The 25,607-nt window shown below is 71.3% G+C and carries 24 protein-coding genes; 7 read left to right on the forward strand and 17 right to left on the reverse strand.

Translation table 11 applies throughout. The annotated features are described in order from the left end of the window. Nucleotides 1-154: 154 nt before the first annotated feature. The 3 genes from MYMAC_RS20820 to MYMAC_RS20830 all read left to right on the forward strand — a co-directional run bounded on the left by MYMAC_RS20820 (nt 155) and on the right by MYMAC_RS20830 (nt 3,062). Nucleotides 155-1,387, forward strand: coding sequence for a molybdopterin molybdotransferase MoeA (locus tag MYMAC_RS20820; RefSeq protein WP_095959342.1), 1,233 nt, complete (start codon nt 155-157; stop codon nt 1,385-1,387). Between the two features lie 117 nt (nt 1,388-1,504). Beyond that, nucleotides 1,505-2,179, forward strand: a complete 675-nt coding sequence (gene ribA, locus MYMAC_RS20825; protein WP_013940819.1) for a GTP cyclohydrolase II — start codon at nt 1,505-1,507, stop codon at nt 2,177-2,179. 61 nt (nt 2,180-2,240) lie between these two features. Then, nucleotides 2,241-3,062, forward strand: a complete 822-nt coding sequence (locus MYMAC_RS20830; protein WP_095959343.1) for an MBL fold metallo-hydrolase — start codon at nt 2,241-2,243, stop codon at nt 3,060-3,062. Here the strand turns inward: MYMAC_RS20830 and lipB are convergent. From lipB to lpdA, 5 genes are all read right to left on the reverse strand, one after another. After that, nucleotides 3,052-4,143, reverse strand: coding sequence for a lipoyl(octanoyl) transferase LipB (gene lipB / locus MYMAC_RS20835; protein ID WP_095959344.1), 1,092 nt, complete (start codon nt 4,141-4,143; stop codon nt 3,052-3,054). The two genes, MYMAC_RS20830 and lipB, sit on opposite strands and share 11 nt — an antisense overlap. Then, nucleotides 4,140-5,921, reverse strand: a complete 1,782-nt coding sequence (locus MYMAC_RS20840) for a ClpX C4-type zinc finger protein (protein WP_239988924.1) — start codon at nt 5,919-5,921, stop codon at nt 4,140-4,142. The genes lipB and MYMAC_RS20840 overlap by 4 nt, the downstream gene beginning before the upstream one ends. Nucleotides 5,922-6,060: 139 nt before the next feature. After that, a complete protein-coding gene (locus tag MYMAC_RS20845) occupies nt 6,061-7,326 on the reverse strand; it encodes a dihydrolipoamide acetyltransferase family protein (protein WP_095959346.1) in 1,266 nt (421 codons plus the stop codon). A 60-nt stretch (nt 7,327-7,386) separates the two neighbouring features. After that, nucleotides 7,387-8,316, reverse strand: coding sequence for a lipoyl synthase (gene lipA, locus MYMAC_RS20850; protein ID WP_013940824.1), 930 nt, complete (start codon nt 8,314-8,316; stop codon nt 7,387-7,389). A 258-nt stretch (nt 8,317-8,574) separates the two neighbouring features. Further along, nucleotides 8,575-9,972: a dihydrolipoyl dehydrogenase gene (gene lpdA / locus MYMAC_RS20855; protein WP_095959347.1), complete on the reverse strand. Its 1,398-nt coding sequence runs from the start codon at nt 9,970-9,972 to the stop codon at nt 8,575-8,577. A gap of 80 nt (nt 9,973-10,052) precedes the next feature. Here lpdA and MYMAC_RS38400 point away from each other — a divergent pair, with 80 nt between their 5' ends. Further along, complete coding sequence (locus tag MYMAC_RS38400) at nt 10,053-11,177, forward strand: hypothetical protein (RefSeq protein ID WP_275663002.1); 1,125 nt, start codon at nt 10,053-10,055, stop codon at nt 11,175-11,177. 14 nt (nt 11,178-11,191) lie between these two features. Here the strand turns inward: MYMAC_RS38400 and MYMAC_RS20865 are convergent, their stop codons facing one another. From MYMAC_RS20865 to hisG, 10 genes are all read right to left on the reverse strand, one after another. Then, nucleotides 11,192-11,641, reverse strand: a complete 450-nt coding sequence (locus MYMAC_RS20865) for a hypothetical protein (RefSeq protein WP_013940827.1) — start codon at nt 11,639-11,641, stop codon at nt 11,192-11,194. 265 nt (nt 11,642-11,906) lie between these two features. Beyond that, entirely contained in the window at nt 11,907-12,515 is a 609-nt protein-coding gene (gene hisIE / locus MYMAC_RS20870) for a bifunctional phosphoribosyl-AMP cyclohydrolase/phosphoribosyl-ATP diphosphatase HisIE (RefSeq protein WP_095959349.1), read from the reverse strand. Continuing rightward, nucleotides 12,515-13,294 carry a histidinol-phosphatase gene (hisN, locus tag MYMAC_RS20875; protein ID WP_095959350.1) on the reverse strand — a complete coding sequence of 260 codons (780 nt, stop codon included), beginning with the start codon at nt 13,292-13,294 and terminating at the stop codon, nt 12,515-12,517. Before hisN ends, hisIE begins: the two co-directional genes overlap by 1 nt. Further along, complete coding sequence (hisF, locus tag MYMAC_RS20880) at nt 13,291-14,052, reverse strand: imidazole glycerol phosphate synthase subunit HisF (protein ID WP_013940830.1); 762 nt, start codon at nt 14,050-14,052, stop codon at nt 13,291-13,293. Before hisF ends, hisN begins: the two co-directional genes overlap by 4 nt. After that, nucleotides 14,052-14,588 carry an imidazoleglycerol-phosphate dehydratase gene (locus tag MYMAC_RS20885; RefSeq protein WP_095959351.1) on the reverse strand — a complete coding sequence of 179 codons (537 nt, stop codon included), beginning with the start codon at nt 14,586-14,588 and terminating at the stop codon, nt 14,052-14,054. The genes hisF and MYMAC_RS20885 overlap by 1 nt, the downstream gene beginning before the upstream one ends. Next, a complete protein-coding gene (locus MYMAC_RS20890) occupies nt 14,585-15,301 on the reverse strand; it encodes a 1-(5-phosphoribosyl)-5-[(5-phosphoribosylamino)methylideneamino]imidazole-4-carboxamide isomerase (RefSeq protein WP_095959352.1) in 717 nt (238 codons plus the stop codon). Before MYMAC_RS20890 ends, MYMAC_RS20885 begins: the two co-directional genes overlap by 4 nt. Further along, a complete protein-coding gene (gene hisH / locus MYMAC_RS20895) occupies nt 15,298-15,891 on the reverse strand; it encodes an imidazole glycerol phosphate synthase subunit HisH (protein WP_095959353.1) in 594 nt (197 codons plus the stop codon). The genes MYMAC_RS20890 and hisH overlap by 4 nt, the downstream gene beginning before the upstream one ends. Continuing rightward, nucleotides 15,888-16,925 carry a pyridoxal phosphate-dependent aminotransferase gene (locus MYMAC_RS20900; protein WP_095959354.1) on the reverse strand — a complete coding sequence of 346 codons (1,038 nt, stop codon included), beginning with the start codon at nt 16,923-16,925 and terminating at the stop codon, nt 15,888-15,890. Before MYMAC_RS20900 ends, hisH begins: the two co-directional genes overlap by 4 nt. Next, nucleotides 16,922-18,232 (reverse strand): histidinol dehydrogenase, encoded by a 1,311-nt coding sequence (gene hisD / locus MYMAC_RS20905; protein ID WP_204816847.1) that lies wholly within the window; start codon nt 18,230-18,232, stop codon nt 16,922-16,924. Before hisD ends, MYMAC_RS20900 begins: the two co-directional genes overlap by 4 nt. Further along, nucleotides 18,232-19,092 carry an ATP phosphoribosyltransferase gene (hisG, locus tag MYMAC_RS20910; protein WP_013940836.1) on the reverse strand — a complete coding sequence of 287 codons (861 nt, stop codon included), beginning with the start codon at nt 19,090-19,092 and terminating at the stop codon, nt 18,232-18,234. The genes hisD and hisG overlap by 1 nt, the downstream gene beginning before the upstream one ends. Nucleotides 19,093-19,393: 301 nt before the next feature. Between hisG and thiO the strand changes: the two genes are divergently transcribed. The 3 genes from thiO to moaA all read left to right on the forward strand — a co-directional run bounded on the left by thiO (nt 19,394) and on the right by moaA (nt 23,099). Next, a complete protein-coding gene (gene thiO / locus MYMAC_RS20915; RefSeq protein WP_095959356.1) occupies nt 19,394-20,512 on the forward strand; it encodes a glycine oxidase ThiO in 1,119 nt (372 codons plus the stop codon). 290 nt (nt 20,513-20,802) lie between these two features. Beyond that, on the forward strand, nt 20,803-22,038 hold the full coding sequence (locus MYMAC_RS20920) for an HD-GYP domain-containing protein (RefSeq protein ID WP_013940838.1): 1,236 nt from the start codon (nt 20,803-20,805) through the stop codon (nt 22,036-22,038). A 56-nt stretch (nt 22,039-22,094) separates the two neighbouring features. Then, the gene (gene moaA / locus MYMAC_RS20925; RefSeq protein ID WP_095959357.1) at nt 22,095-23,099 is read left to right on the forward strand and encodes a GTP 3',8-cyclase MoaA; all 1,005 of its coding nucleotides are present in this window, start codon (nt 22,095-22,097) and stop codon (nt 23,097-23,099) included. A gap of 82 nt (nt 23,100-23,181) precedes the next feature. Here moaA and MYMAC_RS20930 read toward each other — a convergent pair whose 3' ends face one another. Further along, nucleotides 23,182-23,571, reverse strand: a complete 390-nt coding sequence (locus MYMAC_RS20930) for a DUF4870 domain-containing protein (protein WP_095959358.1) — start codon at nt 23,569-23,571, stop codon at nt 23,182-23,184. Between the two features lie 115 nt (nt 23,572-23,686). Next, nucleotides 23,687-25,561 (reverse strand): phosphomethylpyrimidine synthase ThiC, encoded by a 1,875-nt coding sequence (gene thiC / locus MYMAC_RS20935; protein ID WP_095959359.1) that lies wholly within the window; start codon nt 25,559-25,561, stop codon nt 23,687-23,689. Nucleotides 25,562-25,607 lie beyond the last annotated feature (46 nt).

Here is a 25,607-nt window from a genome sequence, read left to right on the forward strand (position 1 = left end):
TTGGCGACCCACCCAGAGGGCAGGCAAGCCTCGCGATCACCGTTGCTTGTAACGGTGATCAGGTAGGCTGTCAAACTAACACTTGATTATCCCACGGACTTTGTTCGCGAACAGGAGCCGAGCCACAGGGCCATGGCATGGCTATAAGCCGAGCATGAACGACTCCGCCACATTGCGACCGGAGGAAGATGCCCGGTCGCAGATCCTGGCCCTGTGCGCGCCCCTCCCCTCCGAGTGGCTCCCCCTGGATGACGCCCTGGGGCGGGTGCTCGCCGAGGACGTGACGGCGCAGCGCACGCTCCCCCCCTGGGACAACTCGGCCATGGACGGCTACGCGGTGCGCAGCGCCGACCTGGGCGGCCCCCTGCCCGTCCGGCTCGACGTCGGGGAGACCCTCTACGCCGGCGGGACGCCGCAGCGCCCCCTGGTGGCCGGCGTGTGCGCCCGCATCATGACGGGCGCCCCGCTCCCGGAGGGCGCGGACGCGGTGGTGATGCGCGAGCGCACCCGGCCGGCCGTACGGGGCGGCGCGGATCAGGTCGACGTGCTGGAGGCGGCAAGGCCGGGCCAGTTCGTCCGGCCCCGGGGCGAGGATGCCCGGGAAGGGCAGTTGCTGCTGGCGCGCGGCACCCCGCTGGGCATCCCCGAGCTGGGCCTGCTCTGGGCCCAGGGCCGGCAGGCCGTGCCCGTGGCTCGCGCGCCGAGGGTGGCCATCCTCTCCACCGGCGATGAGCTGTGCCACGCGGACGAGCCTCCCAACGGCCGCATCGTGGACACCAACGCCCCGTCACTGGCGCTGGCCGTCCGCCGCGCGGGCGGCGTCCCCACGTTGCTGGGCATCGCCCGGGATACGCGGGACGCGGTGGCGGCCGCGCTGTCCGGGCTGGAGGGGTTCGACGTGGTCCTCACCAGCGCTGGCGTGTCCGTGGGTGAGCGCGACTACGTGAAGGAGGTCCTGGCCGCGCTGGGCGTGGAGCAGCACTTCTGGCGCGTCGCCATCAAGCCGGGAAAGCCGCTGCTCGTGGGCCGGCGCGGGGCCACGCTGTTCTTCGGACTTCCGGGCAATCCCACGTCATCCCTGGTGACCTTCGAGCTCTTCGTGCGCCCTGCCCTTCGCCGGCTGCTCGGGCACTCGCAGGTGGCGCCCGGACGCGTGCCCGGTCGCCTGGAGGGCCGGCTCACCAAGCCCGCGGGGCTGGCCCACTTCGTCCGCGTCACGGCCGCCTGGCGAGAAGGCAACCTGTGGGCCCGTCCGCTGGCGACACAAACGTCCGGTGTCCTGCGTTCAGCCACGGCGGCCACCCACCTGCTGCACTTCCCCCGCGAAGCCAGCAGCTTGTCGGAGGGGGACACGGTAGAACTGCTCCCGCTCTCATGGGTGGCCTGAGGAACAAAGGACGCCGCGAAGCATCCTCGTGGTGGGCTCGTGTTCAAAAGTTCGAGCCCGCCTTGACTTGCGAACCTGAGGACTCCAAACAGGGGCCCGCATCTGGAGAGATTCAACATGTCGGATATTCGGTCACCTCAGGTCCTTCCGACCCGAAAGCCCACGCAGCATCTGGAGCGCTTCTCCGAAGCGGACATTCCGACGGAGCGCGGCACGCTGCGGACCATCGTCTTCCGGGACAAGCGCAACGGCCGCGAGCACGTGGCGCTCGTGGTGGGACAGGTGTCCGGCGATGAGGGCGTGCCGGTCCGCATCCACTCCGAGTGCCTCACCAGCGAGGTCTTCGGCAGCCTGAAGTGCGACTGCCGTGAGCAGTTGGACCGCTCACTGGACTTCATCGCCCAGGCGGGTCAGGGCGTCGTCCTCTACCTGCGGCAGGAGGGGCGCGGCATCGGCCTGGGGAACAAGATCAAGGCCTATGCGCTCCAGGCCAAGGGCCTGGACACCTACGAGGCCAACCGGCAGCTCGGGTTCGCGGACGACCTGCGCACCTATGACATCGCGGCGGAGATGCTGCGGAGCCTGGACGTGCGCTCGGTGGACCTGATGACGAACAACCCGCTGAAGATCGCGGGCATGGTCGAAGAAGGCATCCCCGTGCGGCGTCGAATCCCTTCCCGGACCGAGCACAATCCGCATAACGTCGACTACCTGAGGACGAAGCGCGAGCGTACGGGGCACCTGATTGAGCTCTTCGCCGAGGACGACGACACGGAAGCCAAGGCAGGCTGAGAAGCCCCCCGCGCGGCGGCGCAACACCGTCGCGCGCAACCAGGCCCGCGTACCCTTCGAGGTGCGCTTCTGGGGCGTGCGCGGCTCCATCCCCTCCCCCGGGGCTCGCACCCAGCGCTACGGGGGCAACACCCCGTGCGTGGAGGTCCGCTGCGGTGAGGAGCTGCTCATCTTCGACCTGGGCACGGGCGCGCGGGCCCTGGGACACGCCCTGCTGGCGAAGAAGCAGCCGGTGAAGGGCTCCATCTTCATCTCGCACTACCACTATGACCATCTGCAGGGGCTGCCCTTCTTCGGCCCCATGTTCCTGCCCACCAGCACGCTGACCATCTACGGGCCGTCACGGCACGGGCAGTCGGTGAAGCAGCTCCTCAGCGGGCAGATGGTGCCGCCGTACTTCCCGGTGACGGCGGACGGCGTGTTCCGGGCGCGGCTCTCGTACACGGACCTGGCCGCCACGCAGACGCTGGAGCTGGGCCCGGCGACGGTGCGCACCATCGAGCTGAACCACCCGGGCGGCAACCTGGGCTACCGCGTGGAGTGCCAGGGCCGCTCGGTGGTGTATGCCACCGACCTGGAGCACGGCACCGACATGGACGCCGCCTTCTACGACTTCGCCCGGGACGCGGACGTCCTCATCTACGACGCCATGTACACCGAGGACGAGTACCACGGGCGCACCGGGCCGGCGCGCACCGGCTGGGGCCACTCCACCTGGCAGGCCGCGGTGCGCGCGGCGGACGAGGCCGGCGTGAAGAAGCTGGTGCTCTTCCACCACGACCCGTCCCGCGACGACGCCGGCATGGACCGGCTGCTGCGTCAGGTGCGCAAGCACCGCCCGGACGCCATCGCCGCCCGGGAGTCGCTGGTCCTCAAGCTGTAGGGCCCGTCCCCGCCACCGCGCGCTTCACCGTCTCCCGCAGGCCCCGGAAGGGCAACCGCTCCAGGGCCGTGGGCACGTCCACCCATTCGAAGGTGTCATGCTCGGCGCCCAGGCGCACGTCCGCGTCCGGCGGCACCTGGACGGCGAAGCCGTGCTCCTCCACCAGCCTGGGGGGCAACGCGTCCCCCAGGGCGAAGGCGTGGCGGTAGGTCAGGTCCACCAGCGGCGCGCGCAGGCCCGTCTCCTCCTCCAGCTCCCTCGCGGCGGCCCGCGCGGGCGACTCCCCCGCTTCGAGCCGTCCCGTGAGGACCTGCCAGAAGCCCCCGCGCTCCGGACGGCGCCGCACGAGCAGCACCCGCGCCTCCGGGCCATGGCCCTTCACCACGGCGATGCTCACCGTCCGCATGGGCTCCGGCGCATCCACGCGCTCGCTGTCGAACACGGCGCAGAAGCTGTCGGCGATGGCGTCCTCCACCTCGGCCATGGGGAGCGCGCGGCCCAGCTCGCGCTGCATCGACGTGACGCCCGCCTCGCGGATGCCACAGGGGACGATGAGCTGGAAGTGGTCCAGGTTCGTGTTCACGTTGAGCGCGAAGCCGTGCGTGGTGAGCCAGCGGGACAGGTGCACGCCAATGGCGGCCACCTTGCGCGCGTCGGGTGCACCCTCTTCGCCAATCCAGACGCCGGGCCACTTGGGGATGGGCCCCGCGGTGATGCCCCACCGGGCCAGCACCTGCATGACGGAGCGCTCCACGTCGCGCACGTAGCGGCGCACGTCGCGCCGGTCCTCCGGCAGCAGGAACAGGGGGTAGCCCACGAGCTGACCGGGGCCGTGGTAGGTGACGTCGCCTCCACGGTTGGTCTCGAAGACCTCGGCGCCCTCCTGTGCCAACCGCGCGTCGCTGGCGACGATGTTCTCGCGCTTCGCGGCGCGGCCCAGCGTGAGGATGGGCGGGTGCTCCAGGAGCAGCAGCACATCGCCGGAGAGCCCCTCGCGGCGGGACTCGCTGAAGAGGCGCATCAGCTCGAGCCCGTCCTCGTACTCCACGCGGCCCAGCCGGTAGACGGTGATGGTGTTCATGACGTTCGCTTCCTTCGGGCCTTCCGCGCGGACGCGGCCTTCTCGGTGGGGGCCAGGCTCCACGTCCCCGTGGGCACCCGGTTGAGGAGGGCGTGCAGCTCATGTCCCGCACGGGGGGAGCGCCCGGCCTCCTGGGCCAGCGCCGCGAGCACGTCCTCGGCGACGGAGACCGCGGGCGCGCGCGCGGCCAGGCGCTGACGGGCGATCTCCATGAATTCAGCGTGGGTGGGAACCTGGAGCGGCAGGAGCACCTGCACGTGCTCCAGGAGGTCCGTGGGCACGGCGCCGCGGACCGCCTGGCTCAGCGCCGCGGTGGTGAGCACTGGAGCGCTCCGCACTTCGTCGCGCAGTGTGAGGCCACGGGCCTCCGAGCCCAGACCTCGCGCGCCCAGCACGACCGCAGGCCGATGGTCCCGGGCCAGGAAGGCTCGCAGCGCCGCGTGCGCCGCGGCGTCCAGCCGCTCCACGTCCTCCACCAGCAGGACGCGTGAGGTGCCGGACCCATCCAGGTCCGCGACGGCGGTGATGACGCCCACGCCCTCCCGCTGGAGCTGCTGGAACCAGACGCTCTTGCCGCTACCCTCGGGCCCGACGACGAGGAGACACCGCGCCTGGGCCTCCAGCGACTGCGTCAGCAGTGCCTGCGTGGCCTGCTGCCCCACGAGCCCCATGACGGGCTCCGCGGGCCGCTCCGTCCGCGACACCACTGGCGGAGGCTTCGGGGCGACGTCGCCCAGCAGGGACTGCGACTCGTTGAGGCAGCTCTTGCAGATGAACGCGCCCGCGGGACCGGCGACCAGGTCCCCCGTGTCCGTGCGCGGCCGGCAGCAGAAGGAGCACCAGGCGTCGAGCGCCGCGTCCGCGCGCGTGGGCCCGCGCTCGATGAGCCGTGCTTCCCTGCGTCGCCTGGGCGGCGCCGCTCCGAGCGCGTCGGCGCTCTGCGGCGTGCCGTCATCCAGGGCCCCCGCCCGTGGCGAAGGCCGTGGCGTCGCGAACTCCGCGGCGCCCGGCAGCTCCCGGTCACCCGCGGCATCCTGGAGCGCTCCCTGCGTGGCGCGCTCCGCCAAGGGCGTGGACGCGGACGGAACGTCCGTTCCGGGCACTGCGACGACGCTGGACTCCGGCTGAGGCCTGGCGCCGGACGGAACGTTCATTCCGGGCGCCCATGCAGAGACGGACGCCACCGGCGCCATGGCTGCGGACGGAACGTTCATTCCGGACAGCACCACGCCCCAGCCCGGCGCGGACGCACTGTCGCCCTGCCCCCCCGCGCTCGCGCTGGGTTGCGAGCCTGGAACCTCGCCGTCATCGACCTCGCCGGCGACGCGCGCGAGCTGCGCTTCGAGCCGCTGGGAATCCTCCGCGGCCTCCGTCTCGATGACCCAGGACGGGGCAGCACCCGCGGGCGTGTCGTCACCCGCGACCAGGGCCGCCTCGCGCAGCGCATCCTCGATGAGCCGCTGGCGGTGGACGACCTCCGGCAGGAGCTCGGCGTCCAGCCCGGACGCGGGCACCCCCGCTTCGCCGTCCAATTCCGGCCCATGCCGGGCGCGCGCGGGCTCCGGCATCCACTCCAGCCGGTTCACCGCATCCGCGATGTCCGCGCGGCTGCCGTCCAGACGCTGCGCATGCCGCAGCAACTGCAACGCGCGGGACGGGTTGCCCGACTGGCGATACAGCTCCGCCGCCTTCTGGAGGCACTCCACGGCGCGGGCTACGTCCCCCTGTGTCTCGGCGGACTGCGCGGCGCGGATCAGCTCGCGAGGGTTCTCAGCCATACGGCGTGAGCCTAACCGGCTCGGGGCACCCGCGCGCGGCCCTCGAACGAGGTCCCCGCCGCCAGGCGCTCCCCGGCCCGGCCCCAGGGCCACCACGCCCCTTCACGGTCAGGGGCGTGGACCTGCCACGGCGCTCACCTCACGCCATGGCCAGGAACAGCAGGTCCGGCTTCTCCAGGTACTTGATGATCTCGTACGTGAAGTCCGCCGCCACCGAGCCGTCGATGACGCGGTGGTCGCACGACAGCGACAGGTTCATCATGTCGCGCACGACGACCTGGTCACCCACCACCGCAGGGCGCTTCTTCAGGCGGTGCACGCCGAGGATGCCCACCTCGGGGTGGTTGATGATGGGCGTGGCGAACAGGCCGCCGCTCTGCCCCAGCGAGCTGATGGTGAAGGTGCCGCCCGTCAGCTCCTCCATCTTCAGCTTGCGGTCCCGCGCGGCGGCGCCCAGGCGGGCCGTCTCGCGCGCCAGCTCCCCAAGCGTCAGCCGGTCCGCGTTCTTCACCACCGCCACGGTGAGGCCGTCCGGCGTGGCCGCCGCCATGCCGATGTTGAACTCGCCGCGGACCACCAGCTCCTGCCTGGCCTCGTCGAAGTTCGCGTTCAGGTGCGGGAACTTCTTCAGCGCAGCCACCGTCGCCTTGATGATGAACGGCAGGTAGTTGAGCTTGAGGTTCTCCCCGGCCGCCGCGAGCTGCGCGTTCAGCCGCGCGCGCAGGGCCACCAGGTCCGTGGCGTCCACTTCCTCCACGAAGGCGAAGTGCGGCGCGGTGAACTTCGACCGCACCATCTTCTCCGCGATCTTCTTGCGCAGGCCCCGAAGCGGGATGCGCTCATCCGAAGCGCCCGAGCTGACCGGGGGCGCCGCGGGGCGCGCCTGCTGCGCGGCCGGAGCCGCCACCACGTTCTTCTCGCCACCCTCCAGCGCCGCCACCACGTCCGCCTTCGTCACGCGGCCCTGCGGCCCGGTGCCGGGAATCGCCGACAGGTCCAGGCCGTGCTCGCGCGCCATCCGCCGCGTCACCGGCGTGGCCAGCACCTTGGACGACGAGGCAGGCGCCCCCCCGCCATTGCCACCCGCCGCGGGCGCGGCGGCCACGGGCGCCGCCGCCGGCGCGCTCGCCTCACCATGGCCACCGGCCTGCGCCGGCGCGTCACCCTCGACCTCCAGCGTGACGAGGAGCTGGTGCACCTTCGCCATGTCCCCTTCCTTGCCATGCGTCTGCACGACACGGCCCGCCTTGGGCGCGGGGACGGTGACGGTGGCCTTGTCCGTCATCACCTCGGCGAGCACCTGGTCTTCCTTGACGGAATCCCCCGCCTTCACGTGCCACTTCACCAACTCACCCTCCATCACGCCTTCACCGAGGTCGGGGAGCTTGAATTCGAAGATCGCCATGGGGTCGTCTTTCCGGGAAGCAGGGGTGTGGGGTCAAGCCATGAATCAGGGCGCCGTGGCTCAGCCGAGCCGCTCGAGCCGCTCGCGCTCCATCAGGCCCTTCATGAAGAACTCAGCGGCCCGGTAGCTGGACCGCACCAGCGGACCGGACGCCACGTAGAGGAAGCCGTAGGACTCGGCCAGCGCCTTGTACGCCTCGAACTGGGCGGGCGTGACGAAGCGCTCCACGCGCAGGTGGTACTGCGACGGCTGCAGGTACTGGCCCAGCGTCAGCACGTCCACGCCCACGTCGCGCAGGTCCTTGAACGTCTGCTCCAGCTCCGCGTCCGTCTCCCCCAGGCCCACCATGACGGACGTCTTGGTGTACAGGCCCTCGGGGCGGCGCTTGAGGTACTCCAGCACGCGCAGGGACTGGCGGTAGTGGGCGCGCCGGTCGCGCACCGTCGGCGTCAGCCGCTCCACCGTCTCCACGTTGTGCGCCACCACGTGGGGCTTTGCCTCCGCCACGGTGGTCAGGTCCTTCTCCACGCCCTTGAAGTCCGGGATGAGCACCTCAACGATGGTGCGCGGGCTCTCCCGGCGCAGCTCGCGGATGGCGGAGGCGAAGTGGCTGGCGCCGCCGTCCGGCCGGTCATCCCGGTTCACGGACGTGACGACGATGTACTCCAGGTTCATCTCCTTCACCGCCTGGGCCAGATGGATGGGCTCCATCGGATCCAGCGGCGGAGGCGCGCCGACCTTCACGTGGCAGAAGCGGCACGCGCGCGTGCACACCTCGCCCATGAGCATGACCGTGGCGGTGCCACCACCCCAGCACTCGGCGATGTTCGGGCAGCGGGCCTCTTCGCACACCGTGGCCAGCTTCGTCCGCTTCACGATGGCTTTGACGCGCTCGTAGCCATCTCCGTGCGGGAGCCGCACCTTCAGCCACTCCGGCTTGCGGGTGGTCTCAGTCACCTGGGGGAGAGGGAACCGGTCGGGAGTCGCCATGGATCGCGGGCCTTCTATGGGTTGGACGGAGGACGTTCAAGCGGAAGCCACTGACGCGAGGCGTCAGCATCCACCAGCCGTCCGCCAGTTGTCGCCTCTTCTCTAATGCCCTCGCCGCCCGGGGACAGTCCGGGCGCGGGGCCACCGCCGGGCAGCCAGGGGACCGTCGCCTCGCGTGGCGGCGGGAGCCGGAAAAACGAGGGGCCGTCCTCGGCGCACCGGGACGGCCCCTGGAACCTCAGGCGAGGCGTCCGCCGCCTAGAAGTGGCGCGGGTGACCCAGCGTGGCCTCGGCGCCCTCGTGCACGATCTCCGACAGCGTCGGGTGCGCGTGGATGGTGTTGGCCAGCTCCTCGGTGGTGATCTCCAGCTTCAGCGCGACGCACGCCTCGGCCAGCAGCTCCGTCGCGTGCGGCCCGATGATGTGCACGCCGAGGACCTCGTCGTACTTCCGGTCCGACACGATCTTGATCATGCCGGTGGCCTCGTTGGAGATGGCGGCCTTCGTCACGGCGCCCATCGGCGCGATGCCCACCTTGACGTCGTAGCCGCGCTCCTTGGCCTTCTTCTCCGTCAGGCCCACCGAGGCGACCTCGGGGTAGCAGTACGTGGCCGACGGCGTCAGGTCGTAGTTGATGGGCTGCGGGCTCTTCCCGGCGATGTGCTCCACCGCCACCACGCACTCCGCGCTCGCCATGTGCGCCAGCATCGGCGTGGGGATGATGTCGCCCACGGCGTAGACGTTCGGCTCGGAGGTGCGGAGCATCGAGTCGACCTTGATGTAGCCGCGCTCGGACTTGATGCTCGTCTTGTCCAGGCCCACGTCCTCGGTGACGGGCGAGCGGCCCACCGCCGACAGGAGGATCTCCGCCTCCAGCGTCTTGGTCTCGTTGCCCACCTTCATGGTGACGCGCACGCCGTCCGCCGTGTGCTCGACCTTCTCCACCGCGGAGCCGGTGTGCACGTCGATGCCGCGGCGCTTGAAGATCTTCTCCAGCTCCTTGGAGATGTCCGCGTCCTCGATGGGGAGCAGCGCGGGCATGTACTCCACGATGGCCGTCTTGCTGCCCACGTGGTTGAACACGGAGGCGAACTCGCAGCCGACCGCGCCGGCGCCCAGCACGATGATGCTCTTGGGGACGCGGTCGATCTGCAGGATGGAGTCGCTGTTCAGGACCCGCTTGTGGTCCACCGGGACGTTGGGCAGGGACTTGGGCACCGAGCCCGTGGCGATGATGATGTTCTTCGCCTCCAGGACCTGCTTGGAGCCGTCCTCGGCGGTGACCTCCACCTTGCCCTTGCCGGCGATGCGGCCGTGGCCCTTCACCACCGTCACCTTGTTCTTCTTCATCAAGAAGTCGATGCCGTTGGCACCCTTGGTGACCACCTTGTCCTTGTGCTTCATCGCGTTGGGCCAGTTGATGGCCGGGCTGCTCACGTCGATGCCGAAGTCGGCCGCCTCGCGGACGTGGTGGAACAGCTCCGCGGTCCACAGCAGGGACTTGGTCGGGATGCAGCCGCGGTGGAGGCAGGTGCCGCCCAGCCGCTTGTCCTTCTCGATGATGGCCGTCTTCAGGCCGAGCTGACCCGCGCGAATGGCGCCCACGTAGCCGCCAGGGCCCGAACCGATGATCACCACGTCGAACGTCTCAGCCACGCACGCCTCCGTAATTATTGCGGATGGAACCCGGTGGGGCTGATAACCCCCGGTCCCGGTTGGAATCAAGGAGTTTGCTCGTGCGCCGTTTCCCGCTCCGAACCGTCCTCTTGATGTTGGTCGCGCTCATCGCCTTCGGACGCCTGTGGTGCGTGACGCACCCGGAGGAAGCGCCCAGCCCGCCTCCAGAGCGCCTGACCCGGGCCCCGGGCGGCCCCGGCCCCGCCGCCGCCCCAGAGTGCCGCACGCTGGAGCGGGCCCTGGAGAGCGCCCTCCGCGCGCCCCAGGACGCACAGGTCCAGGAGAGCGCCCGCGGGCGGCTCGACGCATGCGGTCAGCCGCCGGTCCGCGCCTGCGCGCTGGGGCCGGCCCTGGATGCCCGGTCGCCCTTATCCGAGGGAGAAGCCACGCCGCTTCGTGGCCTGCTCGCCACGCTGTGCGAGCGCTGCCCCGCGGCCGTCAATCCGTGCGCCCAGGCCGTGGGCCAGGCCCTGCTGAGCGCTGCCGTGGGGCCGAACGTCGACGCCGCGAGCGCCCGCTGGAACCTGGCGCACGCGGGGGCAGGCACGGGAGGGGCCTGCGCCTCGCTCGTCCAGTTGGGGCTCGCGCCCGCGGCCCAATCGGGCATCACCGTGCGGCCCCCCGTGCGCTCGCTCGTCGGGGAGCTGGCGCCGCTGTGTTCGCGGGCGGGGCACCTGGATGACGCGCTGCTGCGCGCGGCGGCGGCGAACCTGGTGGCGCCAACGCCCTCGCTGGTGGCCCTGGCCGCGGCCCCCACACCCCCGGAGACGGGCCCGGTGGAGCCGGACCGCACCGAGGGCACGGAGCCCGGCCACCAGGCGTTCGACCGGGATGAGCACACGGGCGTCGCGGTGGGCATGGCGCTCCGGGGCGAGCGCTGGGAGGCCGACGGCGCGCTGCGCGCGAGCTATGCGCCCACGCTGAAGCAGCTCGTGTCGGTGAGCGTCCGCGCCACGGGCCCGGGGACGGTGCGAGCCATCGTCCGGACGCCACAGGGCGTCGGGCTGAAGGACCCGGAGAAGGGCTTCGCCTTCGTCAACCCCACCGTGTGCCGCTTCAACGGCACGGGCCAGTGGGAGCAGTGCCCGCTCCCGGTGCCGCTGCGCGACGTGGACGCGGTGAGCGTCTTCCCCGAGCGCGCGGACACCGAGTTGAAGGAGCTGGAGGTCCACGGCGCCCGGTGAAGGCGCCGCGACCGTCAGACGAGGAGGCCGCGCTCCCTGGCCAGGGTGAAGAGGGGCGCGGCGTCCTTCTTCAGCACCGCGCTCACGTCCTTGATGATGGAGTCACCCGACTTCGCGACCGACAGGAAGTTGTCGAAGGTGCGGGTGAGGATGAGCACGCCCGAGATGATGACGCGCTGGAGGTTGTGCTGCAGGTCGGTGCCCTCATAGATGAGCCACGCCTGCTCCACGCACGTCCGGCGGGCATCCATGAGGAACTGGTTGAGCACGGTGCGCTCGTTCGCGTCGGGCACCTTCGACTTCGAGCTCACCGACCCCACGTAGATGAGGTTCGTGTTGAGCCGCGAAGCCGCCTCCTGCATCTGCGCCAGCACCAGCGTCACGTCCTCCTTCGTCGGAGGATTCTCCCAGCGGGAGAAGATGACTCGGTCGATGATCTCCGCTTTGTAGGTCGGGCCGTTCACGATGCCTCCGGTGAGGCGAGCGCCTGACCGGCACCCGCCCGGCTTTCCACGCTGCCGTGCGGTCGGATCTGTAGCAGGAACACTCCATTCGTTGAAGGGCACGACACCTGAACCGGAATTCATTTCGCCGGCGCCACGGCGTCACCCTGCAGCCGCGACGGACAAATCCACTCGGGGCGACTCTGACTCTCAGGGAAAACACGTATAGAGCGGCGACATCTCCAGGATTCGCCGGATTGTGTTGCGTGTCGAACGCGCGGGTTGATCAGCGCGCGGCGCGACGGGCGAGGACGGCCTTCACGTCGTCGAGCGTGAGCCCCAGCGGCCGGACGGCGACGAGCACGTGGTAGAGCAGGTCCGCCGCCTCCTCCACGGCGCGCCGTGGATCCGCGTCCGCGCACGCCGTCACCAGCTCCGCGGCCTCCTCCCCCAGCTTCTTCAAGCGCAGGTTGCGGTCGTCCATCAGGCGGCGCGTGTAGCTCGGCGGTGCGTCACCGGACGGGGGCTCGGGCGCGGCGCGCCGCGCGAGCGTGTCATCCAACGCGGCCAGCGCGTCCCATCGCCCCGGGCCGAAGCAGGTCTCCTCCCCGGTGTGACACGCGGGGCCCGCCTTCTCCACGCGCGCGAGCACCGCGTCGCCGTCACAGTCCGCGCGGAGCGCCACCACGCGCTGCACGTTTCCGCTGGTGGCGCCCTTGTGCCACAAGCCGCGCGTGCGCGAACGGTAGTGCATCTCCCCCGTGGCCAGCGTGCGCTCCAACGCTTCACGGTCCGCGTGCGCCACCATCAGCACGTCACCGGTGCGCGCGTCCTGGGTGACCACCGTCACCATGCCGTTGCCCTTGGTGAAGTCGAGCGAGTCCAGGTCGAGCATCAGCGAGCCTCCACGGCGCCCAGCCGCTCCCGCACCACGCGAGCCAGCGCCGCGTTGGTGGCGATTCCGTTTCCTCCAAACGCGGTGCGCTTGCCGGTCCAGTCGGTGAACACGCCGCCGGCCTCCTCGATGATGGGCTGGAGGGCCGCCCCGTCCCAGGGCGACAGCAGCTCGTCCACCATGACCTCCGCGCGGCCGGTGGCCACCAGCAGGTAGCCGTAGCAATCCCCCCACGTCCGGTCCACGGCGGCGTCCCGCGCGAGCGCGCGCCAGGCGGCGCCTCGCTCCGGGTACACCGGGAAGCGTTCATCGGTGGACAGCACCACGGCCCGAGCCAGCTCCGCCTGCGTGGACACGCGCGTGGGTTGGTCATTCCAGAAGCAGCCCTGCCCCGGCGCCGCCACCAGCAGCTCGCCCACCGCGGGGAAGTACGCGGCCCCCACGAGGACGCGCTCGCCTTCCGCCAGCGCCACCAGCGTGCCCCACAGCGGGACGCCGCGGATGAACGTCTTCGTCCCGTCAATGGGGTCCAGAATCCAACGGCGCCTCGCGCCCGGGCGCGTCTCACCGAACTCCTCGCCCAGGATGCCGTCCTCCGGGAAGCGCGCCTCCAGCCATTCCCGCGCGCGCGACTCCGCCGTGCGGTCCGCCACCGTCACCGGGGAGCCGTCCGACTTGGTGTCCACCGCGATGCCCGCGCGGAAGAAGCCCAGCGCCACGTCCCCCGCCGTCCGCGCCAGCTCGGCGGCGGCCTGCATCAGATTGCCCGCGTTCGTCACGTCACGCTCCGGATGTGAAGGCCGCTCTCGCGGAGCAGCGATTTGATGGCGCCCACCGTGGTGAGGCCGTCGTGCAGGATGCCCGCGACCAGCGCCGCGTCGGCGCCGCCCTCGTGGAACGCGTCGCGGACGTGCGCCGCGTCACCCGCCCCGCCCGAGGCGATGACGGGCACGTCCACCGCCTCCGAGACGGCCCGCGTCAGCGCCACGTCGTAGCCCCGGCGCGCGCCGTCCCGGTCGATGCTGGTGAGCAGCACCTCCCCCGCCCCTCGCGCCACGCACTCACGGGCCCAGGCCACCGCGTCCAGGTCCGTGGGCTTCCGGCCCCCGTGGGTGTAGACGCGCCAGCGGTCGCCGTCCCGCTTCGCGTCGATGCTGGCCACCACGCACTGCGCGCCGAAGCGCTCCGCGCAGGCGGTGAGCAAGGCCGGGTTGGCCACCGCCGCGGAGTTGATGCTCACCTTGTCCGCGCCCGCCCGCAGCGCCCGGCCCACGTCCTCCACGGTGCGCACGCCGCCGCCGACGGCCAGCGGGATGAAGAGCTGCTCCGCGGTGCGCCGCACCAGCTCCCACAAGGTGCCGCGCTCCTCGGCGCTGGCCGAGATGTCGAGGAACGTCACCTCATCCGCGCCCTCCGCCTCGTAGCGCCGGGCCAGCGCCACCGGGTCGCCCACGTCGCGGAGCCCCTCGAACTGGACGCCCTTCACCACGCGCCCGCCCTTCACGTCCAGGCAGACGACGAGCCGCCGCGTGAGCATCACTTCACCTCCAGGGCCACGGAGCCCTTCATGCTGAACACCGAACCCGAGTCCACCATGGCGTCCCGCAGCGCCAGGCCCAGCGCCTTGAAGGCCGCCTCCGTCGCGTGGTGGCTGTCCTTTCCGCGCAGCACCCGCAGGTGCAGCGTCACGCGGGCGTGCTCGCAGAACGAGCGCATCCAGTGCTCGTAGAGCCGGTTCTTCAGCGGGCCCTGGTAGTAGAAGCGGCCGCCCGCATCCAGGCAGGCCTGCACCAGCGCGTCGTCCATGGGGATGGTGCGCTCGGCGAAGCGCGCGGCCGTGGCCGGAATCACCCGCTGCACCGCGGTGCCCAGCGTAATCGCCACGTCCTCCATCACATGGTGCGTGAGGTCCCCTCGCGCGCGCAGCGTCAGGTCCAGCCCCGCGTAGCGCGCGAAGGTGGCCAGCATGTGGTCGAAGAACTTCAGCCCCGTGTCCACCTGCGTGGCGCCCTTGCCCGGCGTCACCTCCACGTGGACCTGCGTCTCCTTCGTCTCACGAATGACAGTGGTCATCCCGCGAACTCCCGAGCGACTGCGCTCGCATCCAGTCTTCCGGTGTACAGCGCCATGCCAATGACGGCCCCGTAGGCCCCCGCCGCCGCCAGTGCCCTCAGGTCCTCCAACGTCGTCACGCCGCCGGAGGCGTACAGGCGGTGCCGGCTGGTGCTCGCCACCTCCCGCATCAGCGGCAGGTCCACGCCCGACAACTGCCCCTCCTTGTGGACGGCCGTCACCAGCAGGCCGCCCAGCGGCAGCGGCTCGAAGGCCGCCAGCACGTCCCGGATGTCGCGGCGGCTGCCTTCCGTCCAGCCGCGCGTCACCACCTCGCGCCCCTTCACGTCCGCGGCCACCACCACCCGGCCGGGATAGCGGCTCGCGACGTCCGCCAGCCAGGCGCCGTCCTCGATGGCGCGGGTGCCCACCACCGCGCACGCGGCCCCGCCCGACAAGACGGCCTCCACCCGGTCGGAGTCGCGCACGCCGCCGCCCACGGTGAAGGTGAGGCCCCGCTCGTAGGCGGTGAGCCGGAAGATGGCGTCCGCGTTGGAGCCCTTGCCCAGCGCCGCGTCCAGGTCCACGACGTGGAACGCGCTGAACCCGTGCGCGCGCCACTGCTTCAGCGCCTCCAGCGGATCATCCACGCGGACCCTCTCCGCCGCGTAGGAGCCGCCCACGAGCTGGACGCACGCGCCCTCGCGCAGGTCGATGGCGGGAATCGCAATCACGACGCCACCTCCTGGAGGAAGGCCTGGACGAAGCGCACGCCCACCGCGGAGGACTTCTCCGGGTGGAACTGCACGCCCACCACCCGGCCTCTGCGCACCGCCGCCGGGAAGCGGTCCTCCTCGTGCGTCGTCCACCCCGTCACCACCGAGGAATCCTCGGCGCGGCAGACGAAGCTGTGCGCGTAGTACACGGTGTCCAGCCGGGCGCCCGCCAACGTGCGGTCACCCTCCACCTGGTTCCAACCCATCTCCGGCACCCGCCTCGCCCCGAGCCGCGTCACCCGCCCCGCGAAGTACCCCAGGCCGGCGCCCTCGCCCTCGTCGCTGCCCTCAAAAAGCAACTGCATGCCCAGGCAGATGCCCAGGCACGCCAGGCCCCGCTCCAGCGCGGCGCGCATGGCCTCGCGTCCGGGCTCGAGCCGTGCCACCGCGGCCCCGAAGGCCCCCACGCCCGGAAGCACCAACACGTCGGTGTCCAGCGCGCGCAAGGGGTCCTCCTGCACGCGCACCTCCGCGCCCGGCGCCGTGGCCAGGGCCTTGACCAGGGAGTGGAGGTTGCCCGCGCCGTAGTCGAACAAGGTGACTCTCATCGCAATGCCTCCCTCAGCGCCGTCAGCGCTGTCTCCATCAAGGGCCAGGGCCCCACGCCGATTCGAAGCGCGTCCCCCACGCCCGTCAGCGCCTGGAAGGCCCGCACGTTCACGTCCCGCTCCCGCATCCGCTCCGCCACCGCCAGCGCGCCTGGCACTGGCACCATCAGGAAGTTGGCCGCCGAACGCAGCGGCGAGAGCCCCAGCGCCAGGAGCTCGCCACGCAGCCGCTCACGGCAGGCGACGGCCTCCTCGGCGCGGGCGCGCACCCAGTCCCCGTCCTCCGCCAGCACCGACACGGCCACGGCCTCCCCGACGCTCGTCAGCTTGTAGGGCCCCCGCGCCTTCTCCACTTCCGCCACCAGCTCCGGCGCTCCGACGCCCCAGCCCACCCGCAACCCCGCCAGCCCGAAGGCCTTGGAGAAGGTGCGGGTCACCAGCACGTTGGGCCGCGTTCGCCCCAGGTCGAGGAAGTCCATCCCCGGCGCGAAGTCCGCATAGGCCTCGTCGATGATGACGATGCCCGCTGCGCCATCCACCACGCGCTCCACCGCCGGACGCGACAGCGCGGTGCCCGTGGGGTTGTTGGGCGAGCACAGGTAGATGACCCTGGCCTTCGTCGCGAGCAGCGCCTCCGCGTCCACGTCGAAGTCCGGCGTCAGCGGGACGGGCACCGCCCGGAGCCCGTTCACCTTCGCGAACAGCGGCACCATGACGAAGGTCGGGTCCTGGAAGGCCAGCGTGTCTCCAGGTTCCATGAAGGCGCGCAGCGCCGAGTCGATGACGTCATCGGAGCCGCACCCCGTCGTCACCGACTCGGGCGGAACGCCGGCCCGCGTCGCGAGCGCGCGGCGCAGGTCCGGCGCGTAGCCCCGGGGGTAGCGCGACACGTCCTGCGCCGTCTCCCGCAGCACGCGCTGAGCCGAGGGCGGGACGCCATGGAGGTTCGTGTTGTCACTCAGGTCCACCCGGCACGGCCGCTTCGACGGCGCGTACAGCGGGATGTCCCGGTAGGAGGGCCGCCGGGGAATCATGTCCGCCCCCAGGCGCGCGCGGCGTCCGCGTGCGCGAAGAGCCCCTCGCTGTCCGCCAGGCGCCCCACGTCCTCCGCCAGCGACGCCGCGGCCGCCGGCGCCACGCGCTGGTAGGTGGTCCACCGGTAGAAGTCGAGCAGGTTGAGCCCCGAGTACGCCCGCGCCAGCCCCGCGGTGGGCAGCACGTGGTTGGAGCCCGTCATGTAGTCGCCAAAGGCCACCGACGAGCGCTCGCCCAGGAAGACGGTGCCCGCGTTGCGGACCCGCCGCAGGTCGTCCTGGGCGGACGCCGTGGCGATGAGCAGGTGCTCCGGCGCGAAGTCCGCGACGAAGGGCCACGCTTCTTCCAGGGACGCCACGGTCAACACCGCGCCGCGCGAGCCCAGCGCCGAGGTGACGATCTCCCACCGCTTCGCGCGCTCGGCCTGTCGCTCCACCTCCTGGGCGATGGCGTCCGCCAGCGCGTCCCCCAGCGCCAGCGTCACACAGGCCGCCTCCGGGTCATGCTCCGCCTGGGCGAGCATCTCCCGCGCCACCGCGGCCGGATCCGCCGTGCCATCCGCCACCACCAGGATTTCACTGGGGCCCGCGGGCGCCTCGATGGCCACCGCGCCCACCACCTGGAGCTTGGCCTCGGCCACGTAGGCGTTGCCCGGGCCCACGATGCGGTCCACGCGGGGCACGCTCTCCGTGCCATGGGCCATGGCCGCCACCGCGCCCGCGCCGCCCAGGGCGAAGACGCGGTCCGCGCCCGCCAGGGACGCCGCCGCCAGCACGCTGGGGTGCGGCAACCCGTCCGGCCCCGGCGGCGAGCACACGATGACCTCCCCCACCCCAGCCACCTTCGCGGGCACCACGCCCATCAGCACGCTGCTGGGGTACACCGCGCGGCCTCCAGGTGCGTACACGCCCACGCGGCCCAAGGGGTCGGGCCGCCGCCCCACGAGCACGCCCGGCTCTGTCTCAACCTCCACCAACCGCGGCTTCTGCGGCGCGTGCGCCAGGGCGATGTTCCGCGCGGCCCGAGCCAGCGCCTCCCGCACGGCGGGCTCCAGCGCGGCGAGCGCCGCCGCACAGGCCTCCCTGGGCACCTCCAGCGCCTTCAGCTCCACGCGGTCGAACTGCCGCGCGAGGTCGAAGAGCGCCTTGTCCCCATCCGCGCGGACCCGGGCGATGAGCTCGCGCACACGCAGCGCGACGCGCGCGTCGGAGCCACTGGCCCTATCCAACAGCCGCTGGCGGTCCTCCCGTGAGAGCCCGGACAGCGGACCGCGGTACCTCAACGTCGACGATGCGAGGAGCGCCATCACGCCATCAACCTTTCGATGCGGGTGACGAGGATGCCCTCGCAGCCCAGGGCCTTCAGCGCGTTGATGGTGCGGTAGATGGTCTTCGCCGGCACCACCGCGTGCACCGCCACGAAGTCCCCGCCATCCAGCACGTCCACCACGGTGGGCCCATTGAGGCCCGGCAGGACTTCTCGCACGCGGATGAGCGCCTCCCTTGGCACGTTGGCCATCAGGTAGCGCTTGCCGCGCGCCGCCAGCACCGAGCCCAGGGCCTGCGTCAGCTCGTCCAGCTTCCGCTGCGCGTCCGCGGAGTTGCCCTTGCAGGCCACCAGCCGCGCGCTGGACTCCAGCACCGTGGCCACCTCGCGCAGGCCGTTCATCTTCAGCGTGGAGCCCGTGGACGTGAGGTCCACGACGATGTCCGCGATGCCCAGGTGCGGGGCGATCTCCGCCGCGCCCGACACCGGCACCACCGCCACCGGCTGCCCCCGCTTCGCGAAGTACTCCTGCGTGAGCCGGGGGAAGCAGGACGCCACCCGCATCCCGGCCTTCACCTCCGCTGGTGACGCGAGGCCGCTCTCCTCCCGCGCCGCCACCACCAGGCGGCACCTGCCGAACTCCAGGTCCATCAGCAGGTCCAGCTCGCGGCCGGCCTCGCACACCAGGTCCCATCCGGTGACGCCCGCGTGCGCGGCGCCGTCGGCCACGAACTCCGGGATGTCCTGGGCGCGGACGAAGATGGCTTCGAACTCGCCGCCCAGGGACGCGGTGAGCGCGCGCTCGCCCCGGGCGCGCACCTCCAGCCCCGCGTCATTGAACAGCTCCCGGACCTCGTCCGAGAGGCGGCCTTTGTTGGGCAGTGCAATCTTCAGCAGCATGGGAGGACCTTCGGGACAGCGAGGGGACAGACGGCGCGGAAACGAAAAAAGGCCCGTCCTGGGGGGACGGGCCTTCGGTCGCTGCGGCAGGTGCCGAGGTGGGTGCGTCTAGCGTCTCACCCAGGCATGCGCATGGCGAACGGTCCCGTCGGGGCCGAGCCGATGATGCGCATGGTGATGGTGAAGGGACGCGAAGAGCATCGCAGCATGAGTAGCGACAAAGCGCCCCGCCGTCAACCGGGCCCGGGGCGGGGCCCGCGCGGCGCTTGCAAACACCCGCGCGGGCGAGCAGGAAGCGCCCATGCGAGTCTCGGACGTCATCATCGTGGGTGGGGGCATCATGGGCTGCGGCATCGCGCTGCGGCTGCGGCAGGCGGGGGTGCGCGTCACCGTGCTGGAGCGGTCCATCCCGGGCGCGGAGGCCTCCAGCGCGGCGGCGGGGATGCTGGCGCCCCAGATGGAGTCCGACGGCCCTGGCGCCTTCCTCGACCTGTGCCTGCGAAGCCGCGGCCTCTACCCCGCCTTCGCCGCCGAGCTGCGCGAGCTGTCCGGCGTGGACGTGGCCTACCGGCCCTGCGGCATCCTCAAGGTCGCCTTCGACGAGGCCGGCCTGCACCACCTGGACGCCACGGTGGCGTGGCAACGCGGACTGGGGCTCCGGGCGGAGCTGCTCGACGGCGCCTCGGCCCGGGCCCTGGAGCCCCGCCTCTCCGCGAAGGCCGTGGGCGCCGCCCACTTCCCGGATGATCACCAGTTGGACAACCGGCTCCTGGTGCGCGCGCTGACCATGGCCGCCGCCCGGGTGGGCGCGGAGTTCCGCACCGGCCATGTGCGCGGCGTCGCGCAGGAGGGCGGACGCGCGGTGGGCGTGGACCTGGACGGCGAGCTGCTTCGCGCCGACGCGGTGGTGGTGGCCGCGGGCTCCTGGTCCGCGATGGTCCACGGCGCGGGCGTGGAGGCCCGGGCGGTGCGGCCCGCGCGCGGGCAGATGGTTCAATTCCAGACACGCCTGCCGCTGCTGGAGCGCGTCCTCGTGTCCGCGAAGGGCTACCTGGTCCCCCGCGCGGACGGGCGCGTCATCGCCGGCAGCACCATGGAGATGGTGGGCTTCGACAAGCAGGTGACGGCGGCGGGCCTGGCCCGCATCCTGGACATGGCCCTGGAGCTGTGCCCGGAGCTGGGTCCGGCCCCGGTGACGGAGACCTGGGCGGGCTTCCGCCCCTGGACGGAGGACCAGCGCCCCTACCTGGGCGAAGGCCCGGTGCCCGGCCTCTTCCTGGCCACGGGGCACTTCCGCAACGGCATCCTCCTGGCGCCCATCACCGCGAAGCTCGTCACGCAGGCCGTGCTGGGTGAGCGCCCCACGGTGGACCTGGCCCCCTTCCGCTACGACCGCGCGCGGCCCCAACCCCGCGCCTGAGTGCCTCCGATGTCCAGGGGCGGGAAGACGCCACGGGCCCCTCCGGACGCAGGTGTCACGACACGCGCCCCGGGGGCCTTCCCCCTCTCTGGGAGCACGGGCGAACGGGCGGGCGGTCCCGCCGCGGGCTCCGAGCGGGAAAAGGGGGGCTGCCCGCCCGCCTGTCCCCCTACCTCCAGGGGGCGGCTCCCCAAGACGCCCTCCGAACGATCAGCCGTGAAAGCTGATCCGGTGCTAAATTCCCGTACTCGTTGGCCAATGAAACCCGGAAACCTCTAGAATCGCTCGCCGTGGAAGCCATCCCCCCTGCCCCACCCCGAATCCTCATCGTCGATGATGACGACTCCGTACGCGACGTCATCTCCGTCCTGCTGCGTGAGGAAGGCTACAACTGCGTCGTCGCCAACGGGGCCGAGATGGCCCTGGACCTGGCGGGCGAGGAGGAGACGCCGCTCGTCATCAGCGACATGAAGATGCCGGGCAAGGACGGCCTCTGGCTCCTGGAGAACCTGCGCGAGCGGCTCCCCGACACCTCCGTCATCATGCTCACCGGCTACGGCGACACCGAGTCCGCCGTGGACTGCCTGCGCCGCGGGGCCGTGGACTACCTGCTCAAGCCCCCCAAGCTCACCGACCTCATCCGCGCCATCGAGCGCGCGCTGGCCAAGCGGCGCATCGAGATGGCCCGCAAGCGCTACCAGAAGAAGCTGGAGCGGAAGGTCCGGGACAGGACGGCCGAGCTGCGCAGCGCCCTGCGGGACATCGCCAACACGTACCAGAACACGCTGCTGGCCCTCGTCGCCGCCCTGGACGCGCGCGAGCACGAGACGAGCGACCACTCCCAGCGCGTGGTCAGCTACACGTCCGCCATCGCCACCCGCATGGGCATCCAGGGCAAGGAGCTGGAGGAGATTGGACGCGGCGCGCTGCTGCACGACATCGGGAAGATTGGCGTGCCGGACGCGGTGCTCCTCAAGCCGGGAAAGCTGACGCCGGACGAGTGGCTGGAGATGCGCAAGCACCCGGACATCGGCTTCCAGATGATCCAGGCCATTCCGTTCCTGGACACGCCCGCCTCCATCGTCCTGTCGCACCAGGAGCGCTGGGACGGCGCGGGCTACCCGCGCAACCTCCAGCGGCAGGAGATCCACATCGGCGCGCGCATCTTCGCGGTGGCGGACACGCTGGACGCCATGACGAGTGACCGGCCGTACCGCAAGGGCACGACGTTCACCAACGCCATCCAGGAGATCAAGCGCTGCGCCAACACGCAGTTCGACCCGGAGGTCGTGCGTGCGTTCCTCGACATTGGCGAGGAGGGGCTGATCCGCATCAAGCAGGAGATGGCGACGAAGAAGCTCCAGCTCCCGCAGGCCGAGCAGGACGCGAATGACGCCGAGGCGGAGCTGGCGCGGCTCACGGACCTGGATGACGAAGTGGACGGCGCCACGCCCGGCCGCTCCGCCGCCGACGATGACGAGGCCAAGCCCGCCGTCGTTCGTTCAGCGGCTGGCAACAAGGGGTGAGCCTGGCGGGAAGAGATGACCCGTCCAAGGGCGGCTGTTATGAGGACAGGCCCGCCGTGACGACTCCTGCTCCACAGCCGCCGCCCTCCGTGCTGGCGCCGCCCCTGCTGGACGCGCAGGGGCGGCGGATGACGTACCTGCGGCTGAGCATCACCGACCGGTGCAACTTCCGGTGCAGCTACTGCTCGCCCGCCTCGTGGGGTGGCAAGCGGGATTTGCTGGGCGCCGAGGAGCTGGAGCGCATCACCTCCGTCTTCGCCCGCATGGGCATCCGCCGCGTGCGGCTGACGGGCGGTGAGCCGCTGATCCGCCCGGACATCCTCGACATCGCCCGGCGCATCGCGGCCGTGCCCGGCATCCAGCACCTGGCCATCACCAGCAACGCCAGCCACCTGGAGCGGCTCGCCGCGCCGCTGCGCGAGGCCGGCGTCACCCAGCTCAACCTGAGCCTGGACACCCTCTCCGCGGAGACGTTCCGCCGCATCTCCAAGCAGGGCGACATCGGCGCCGTCATGCGCGGCCTCGACGCGGCGGCCCGCGCCGGCTACGCGTCCCTCAAGCTCAACGTCGTCGTCCTGCGCGGCGTGAATGACGAGGAGGCGCCGGCCCTGGTGGCCTACGCGCACGCGCGCGGCTTCACGCCCCGCTTCATCGAGCTGATGCCCTTCGGCCAGGGCACCCCGGTGCCCACCGCGGAGCTGGTGGAGCGGCTCCAGGCCTCCGGGCTGCCCCTGACGCCCGAGCCCGACGACACGGGAGACGCGTCCGGGCCGGCCCGCTACTGGCGCGCGCCCGAGGGCCGCGTGGGCTTCATCTCCCCGCTCACCCAGAACTTCTGCGGAAGCTGCAACCGGGTGCGCGTGGCGTCCAATGGAGACCTGCGGAGCTGTCTCGGTGGACGCGCGCAGGCGCCGCTGCACCAGCTCATCCGCGGCGGCGCCAGTGACGTGGAGCTGGCCGTGGCCATCCGCCGCGCCCTGGGCGACAAGCCGGAAGGCCACCGCTTCACCGAGCCCGGCAACGGCGCCACCCTGCTGTCCATGATGGGGATTGGCGGCTGAAGAAACGACGGGCGGGCCCGCGCCTTCGCGCCTGGCCCGCCCGGGTGCTCCTCGGCCCCAGCCCGAGGGGCTGGGGAATGCCCTACTTCACCAGCCGGATGTTGACCGGGTACTTGTAGAGCTGCCCCTCGTTCGCCTTCAGGCCCGCGATGATGGCGAAGACGATGGCCACGACGCCGACGATGGGCAGCAGGACCAGCCCGATGCCGACGCACGCCGTGATGGCGCTGACGAAGGCCGCGATGAACATCGTGATCTGGAAGTTCAGCGACTCCACCGCGTGAGCGCGGACGAAGGAGGACTCCTTGCCCTTCGTCAGCATCAACACCAGCGGCACGGCGAAGCCCAGGCCCACGAAGTTGGCCAGGATGGTGCCCATGTGCGCGAGCAGACCCATCGTCTTCTCATCCTGGGTCGGCATCGGCGTGCCACTGACGAATGAACCGAGCTGTTCCTGCGGCGGAGTCTCCATTGAAATCCCCTCGAGAGATGGCGCGGGCGCGCATACCGCGCCCTTCGGGATCCACCATGACACGCACCTGCGCTGATTGTCACGTCCAGGACAGGTGATCTGACGGGTCACCCGCCTAGCGGTACAACTGGCTTCCCGCCTTCTTGAATTCCTCGCTCTTCTCTTCGAGCGCGGACTGAAGCGCGGCGTCCTCGCTCACGCCCTGCTTCTCCGCGAAGTCACGGACCTCTTGCGTGATTTTCATGGAGCAGAACTGGGGACCGCACATGGAGCAGAAGTGCGCCACCTTCGCGCCTTCCGCGGGCAGCGTCTCGTCATGGAAGGCGCGAGCGCGCTCCGGGTCCAGGGAGAGGTTGAACTGGTCCTCCCACCGGAACTCGAAGCGGGCCTTGGACAGCGCGTTGTCCCGCGCCTGGGCGCCCGGATGCCCCTTGGCCAGGTCGGCGGCGTGGGCGGCGATCTTGTAGGTGATGACGCCTTCCTTCACGTCGTCCCGGTCCGGCAGGCCCAGGTGTTCCTTGGGCGTCACGTAGCAGAGCATCGCCGTGCCGAACCAGCCGATCATCGCCGCGCCGATTCCGCTGGTGAAGTGGTCGTAGCCCGGCGCGATGTCCGTCGTGAGGGGCCCCAGCGTGTAGAAGGGCGCCTCGCCGCACACGGCGAGCTGCTTCGTCATGTTCTCCTGGATGAGGTGCATGGGCACGTGGCCCGGGCCTTCAATCATCACCTGCACGTCGTGCTTCCAGGCGATCTTCGTCAGCTCGCCCAGCGTCTCCAGCTCGCCGAACTGCGCCGCGTCGTTGGCGTCCGCGATGGAGCCCGGCCGCAGCCCGTCCCCCAGGCTGAAGCTGACGTCGTACGCCTTCATGATCTCGCAGATCTCCTCGAAGTGCGTGTAGAGGAAGTTCTCCCGGTGGTGGGCCAGGCACCACTTGGCCATGATGGAGCCGCCGCGGCTGACGATGCCGGTGAGGCGCTTCGCCGTCCACGGCACGTAGCGCAGCAGCACGCCCGCGTGGATGGTGAAGTAGTCCACGCCCTGCTCGCACTGCTCGATGAGCGTGTCGCGGTAGAGCTCCCAGGTGAGGTCCTCCGCCTTGCCGCCCACCTTCTCCAGCGCCTGGTAGATGGGCACCGTGCCGATGGGCACCGGCGCGTTGCGGAGGATCCACTCGCGCGTCTCGTGGATGTTCCGCCCGGTGGACAGGTCCATCACCGTGTCCGCGCCCCAGCGGATGGACCACACCATCTTCTCCACCTCCTCCTCGATGGAAGACGTGACGGCCGAGTTGCCGATGTTCGCGTTGATCTTCACCAGGAAGTTGCGGCCGATGATCATCGGCTCCAGCTCCGGGTGGTTGATGTTGGCCGGGATGATGGCGCGGCCTCGGGCGATTTCGTCACGCACGAACTCCGGCGTGATGACGCGCGGAATGGCGGCGCCCCATGACTGGCCCGGGTGCTGCGCCGCCAGCGAGGCCTCCACCTGGAGGTTCTCCCGCAGCGCCACGTACTCCATCTCCGGTGTGATGATGCCCTTGCGCGCGTAGTGCAACTGCGTGACGTTGGCGCCCGGCTTCGCCACGCGCGGCTTGCGGCGGTGACCGAAGCGCAGGCCCGCCAGGCGCGGGTCCGCTTCCCGGGCGCGGCCGTATTCGGAGCTCACCCCGGACAGCGCCTCGGTGTCGCCGCGGCTCAGGATCCAGGCCTCGCGCGGCGCGGGCAGCCCCTGCCGCAGGTCGAGCTGCGCCGACGGGTCGGTGTACGGCCCGCTGGAGTCGTAGACGTGCACCGGCGGGTTGGCCGTCACCTTCGCGTCCGGGCCGTGGCCGTGGCGCGTGGGCGTCTGGCTGATTTCGCGCAGCGGCACGCGCAGGTCCGGGTGCAGCGCGCCGGACACGTACACCTTGCGCGAGGCTGGCAGCGGGCCCCGGCTGATTCCCTCCAAGACCTTCCCATCGACCTTCAGGCTTCTGGACGCTCCGCTCATCACGCATCTCCTCAAGAGAAGGCGGACGGGCAGACGCTCGGAGGGC

Source organism: Corallococcus macrosporus DSM 14697, from assembly GCF_002305895.1.
GTDB classification, from domain to species: domain Bacteria; phylum Myxococcota; class Myxococcia; order Myxococcales; family Myxococcaceae; genus Myxococcus; species Myxococcus macrosporus.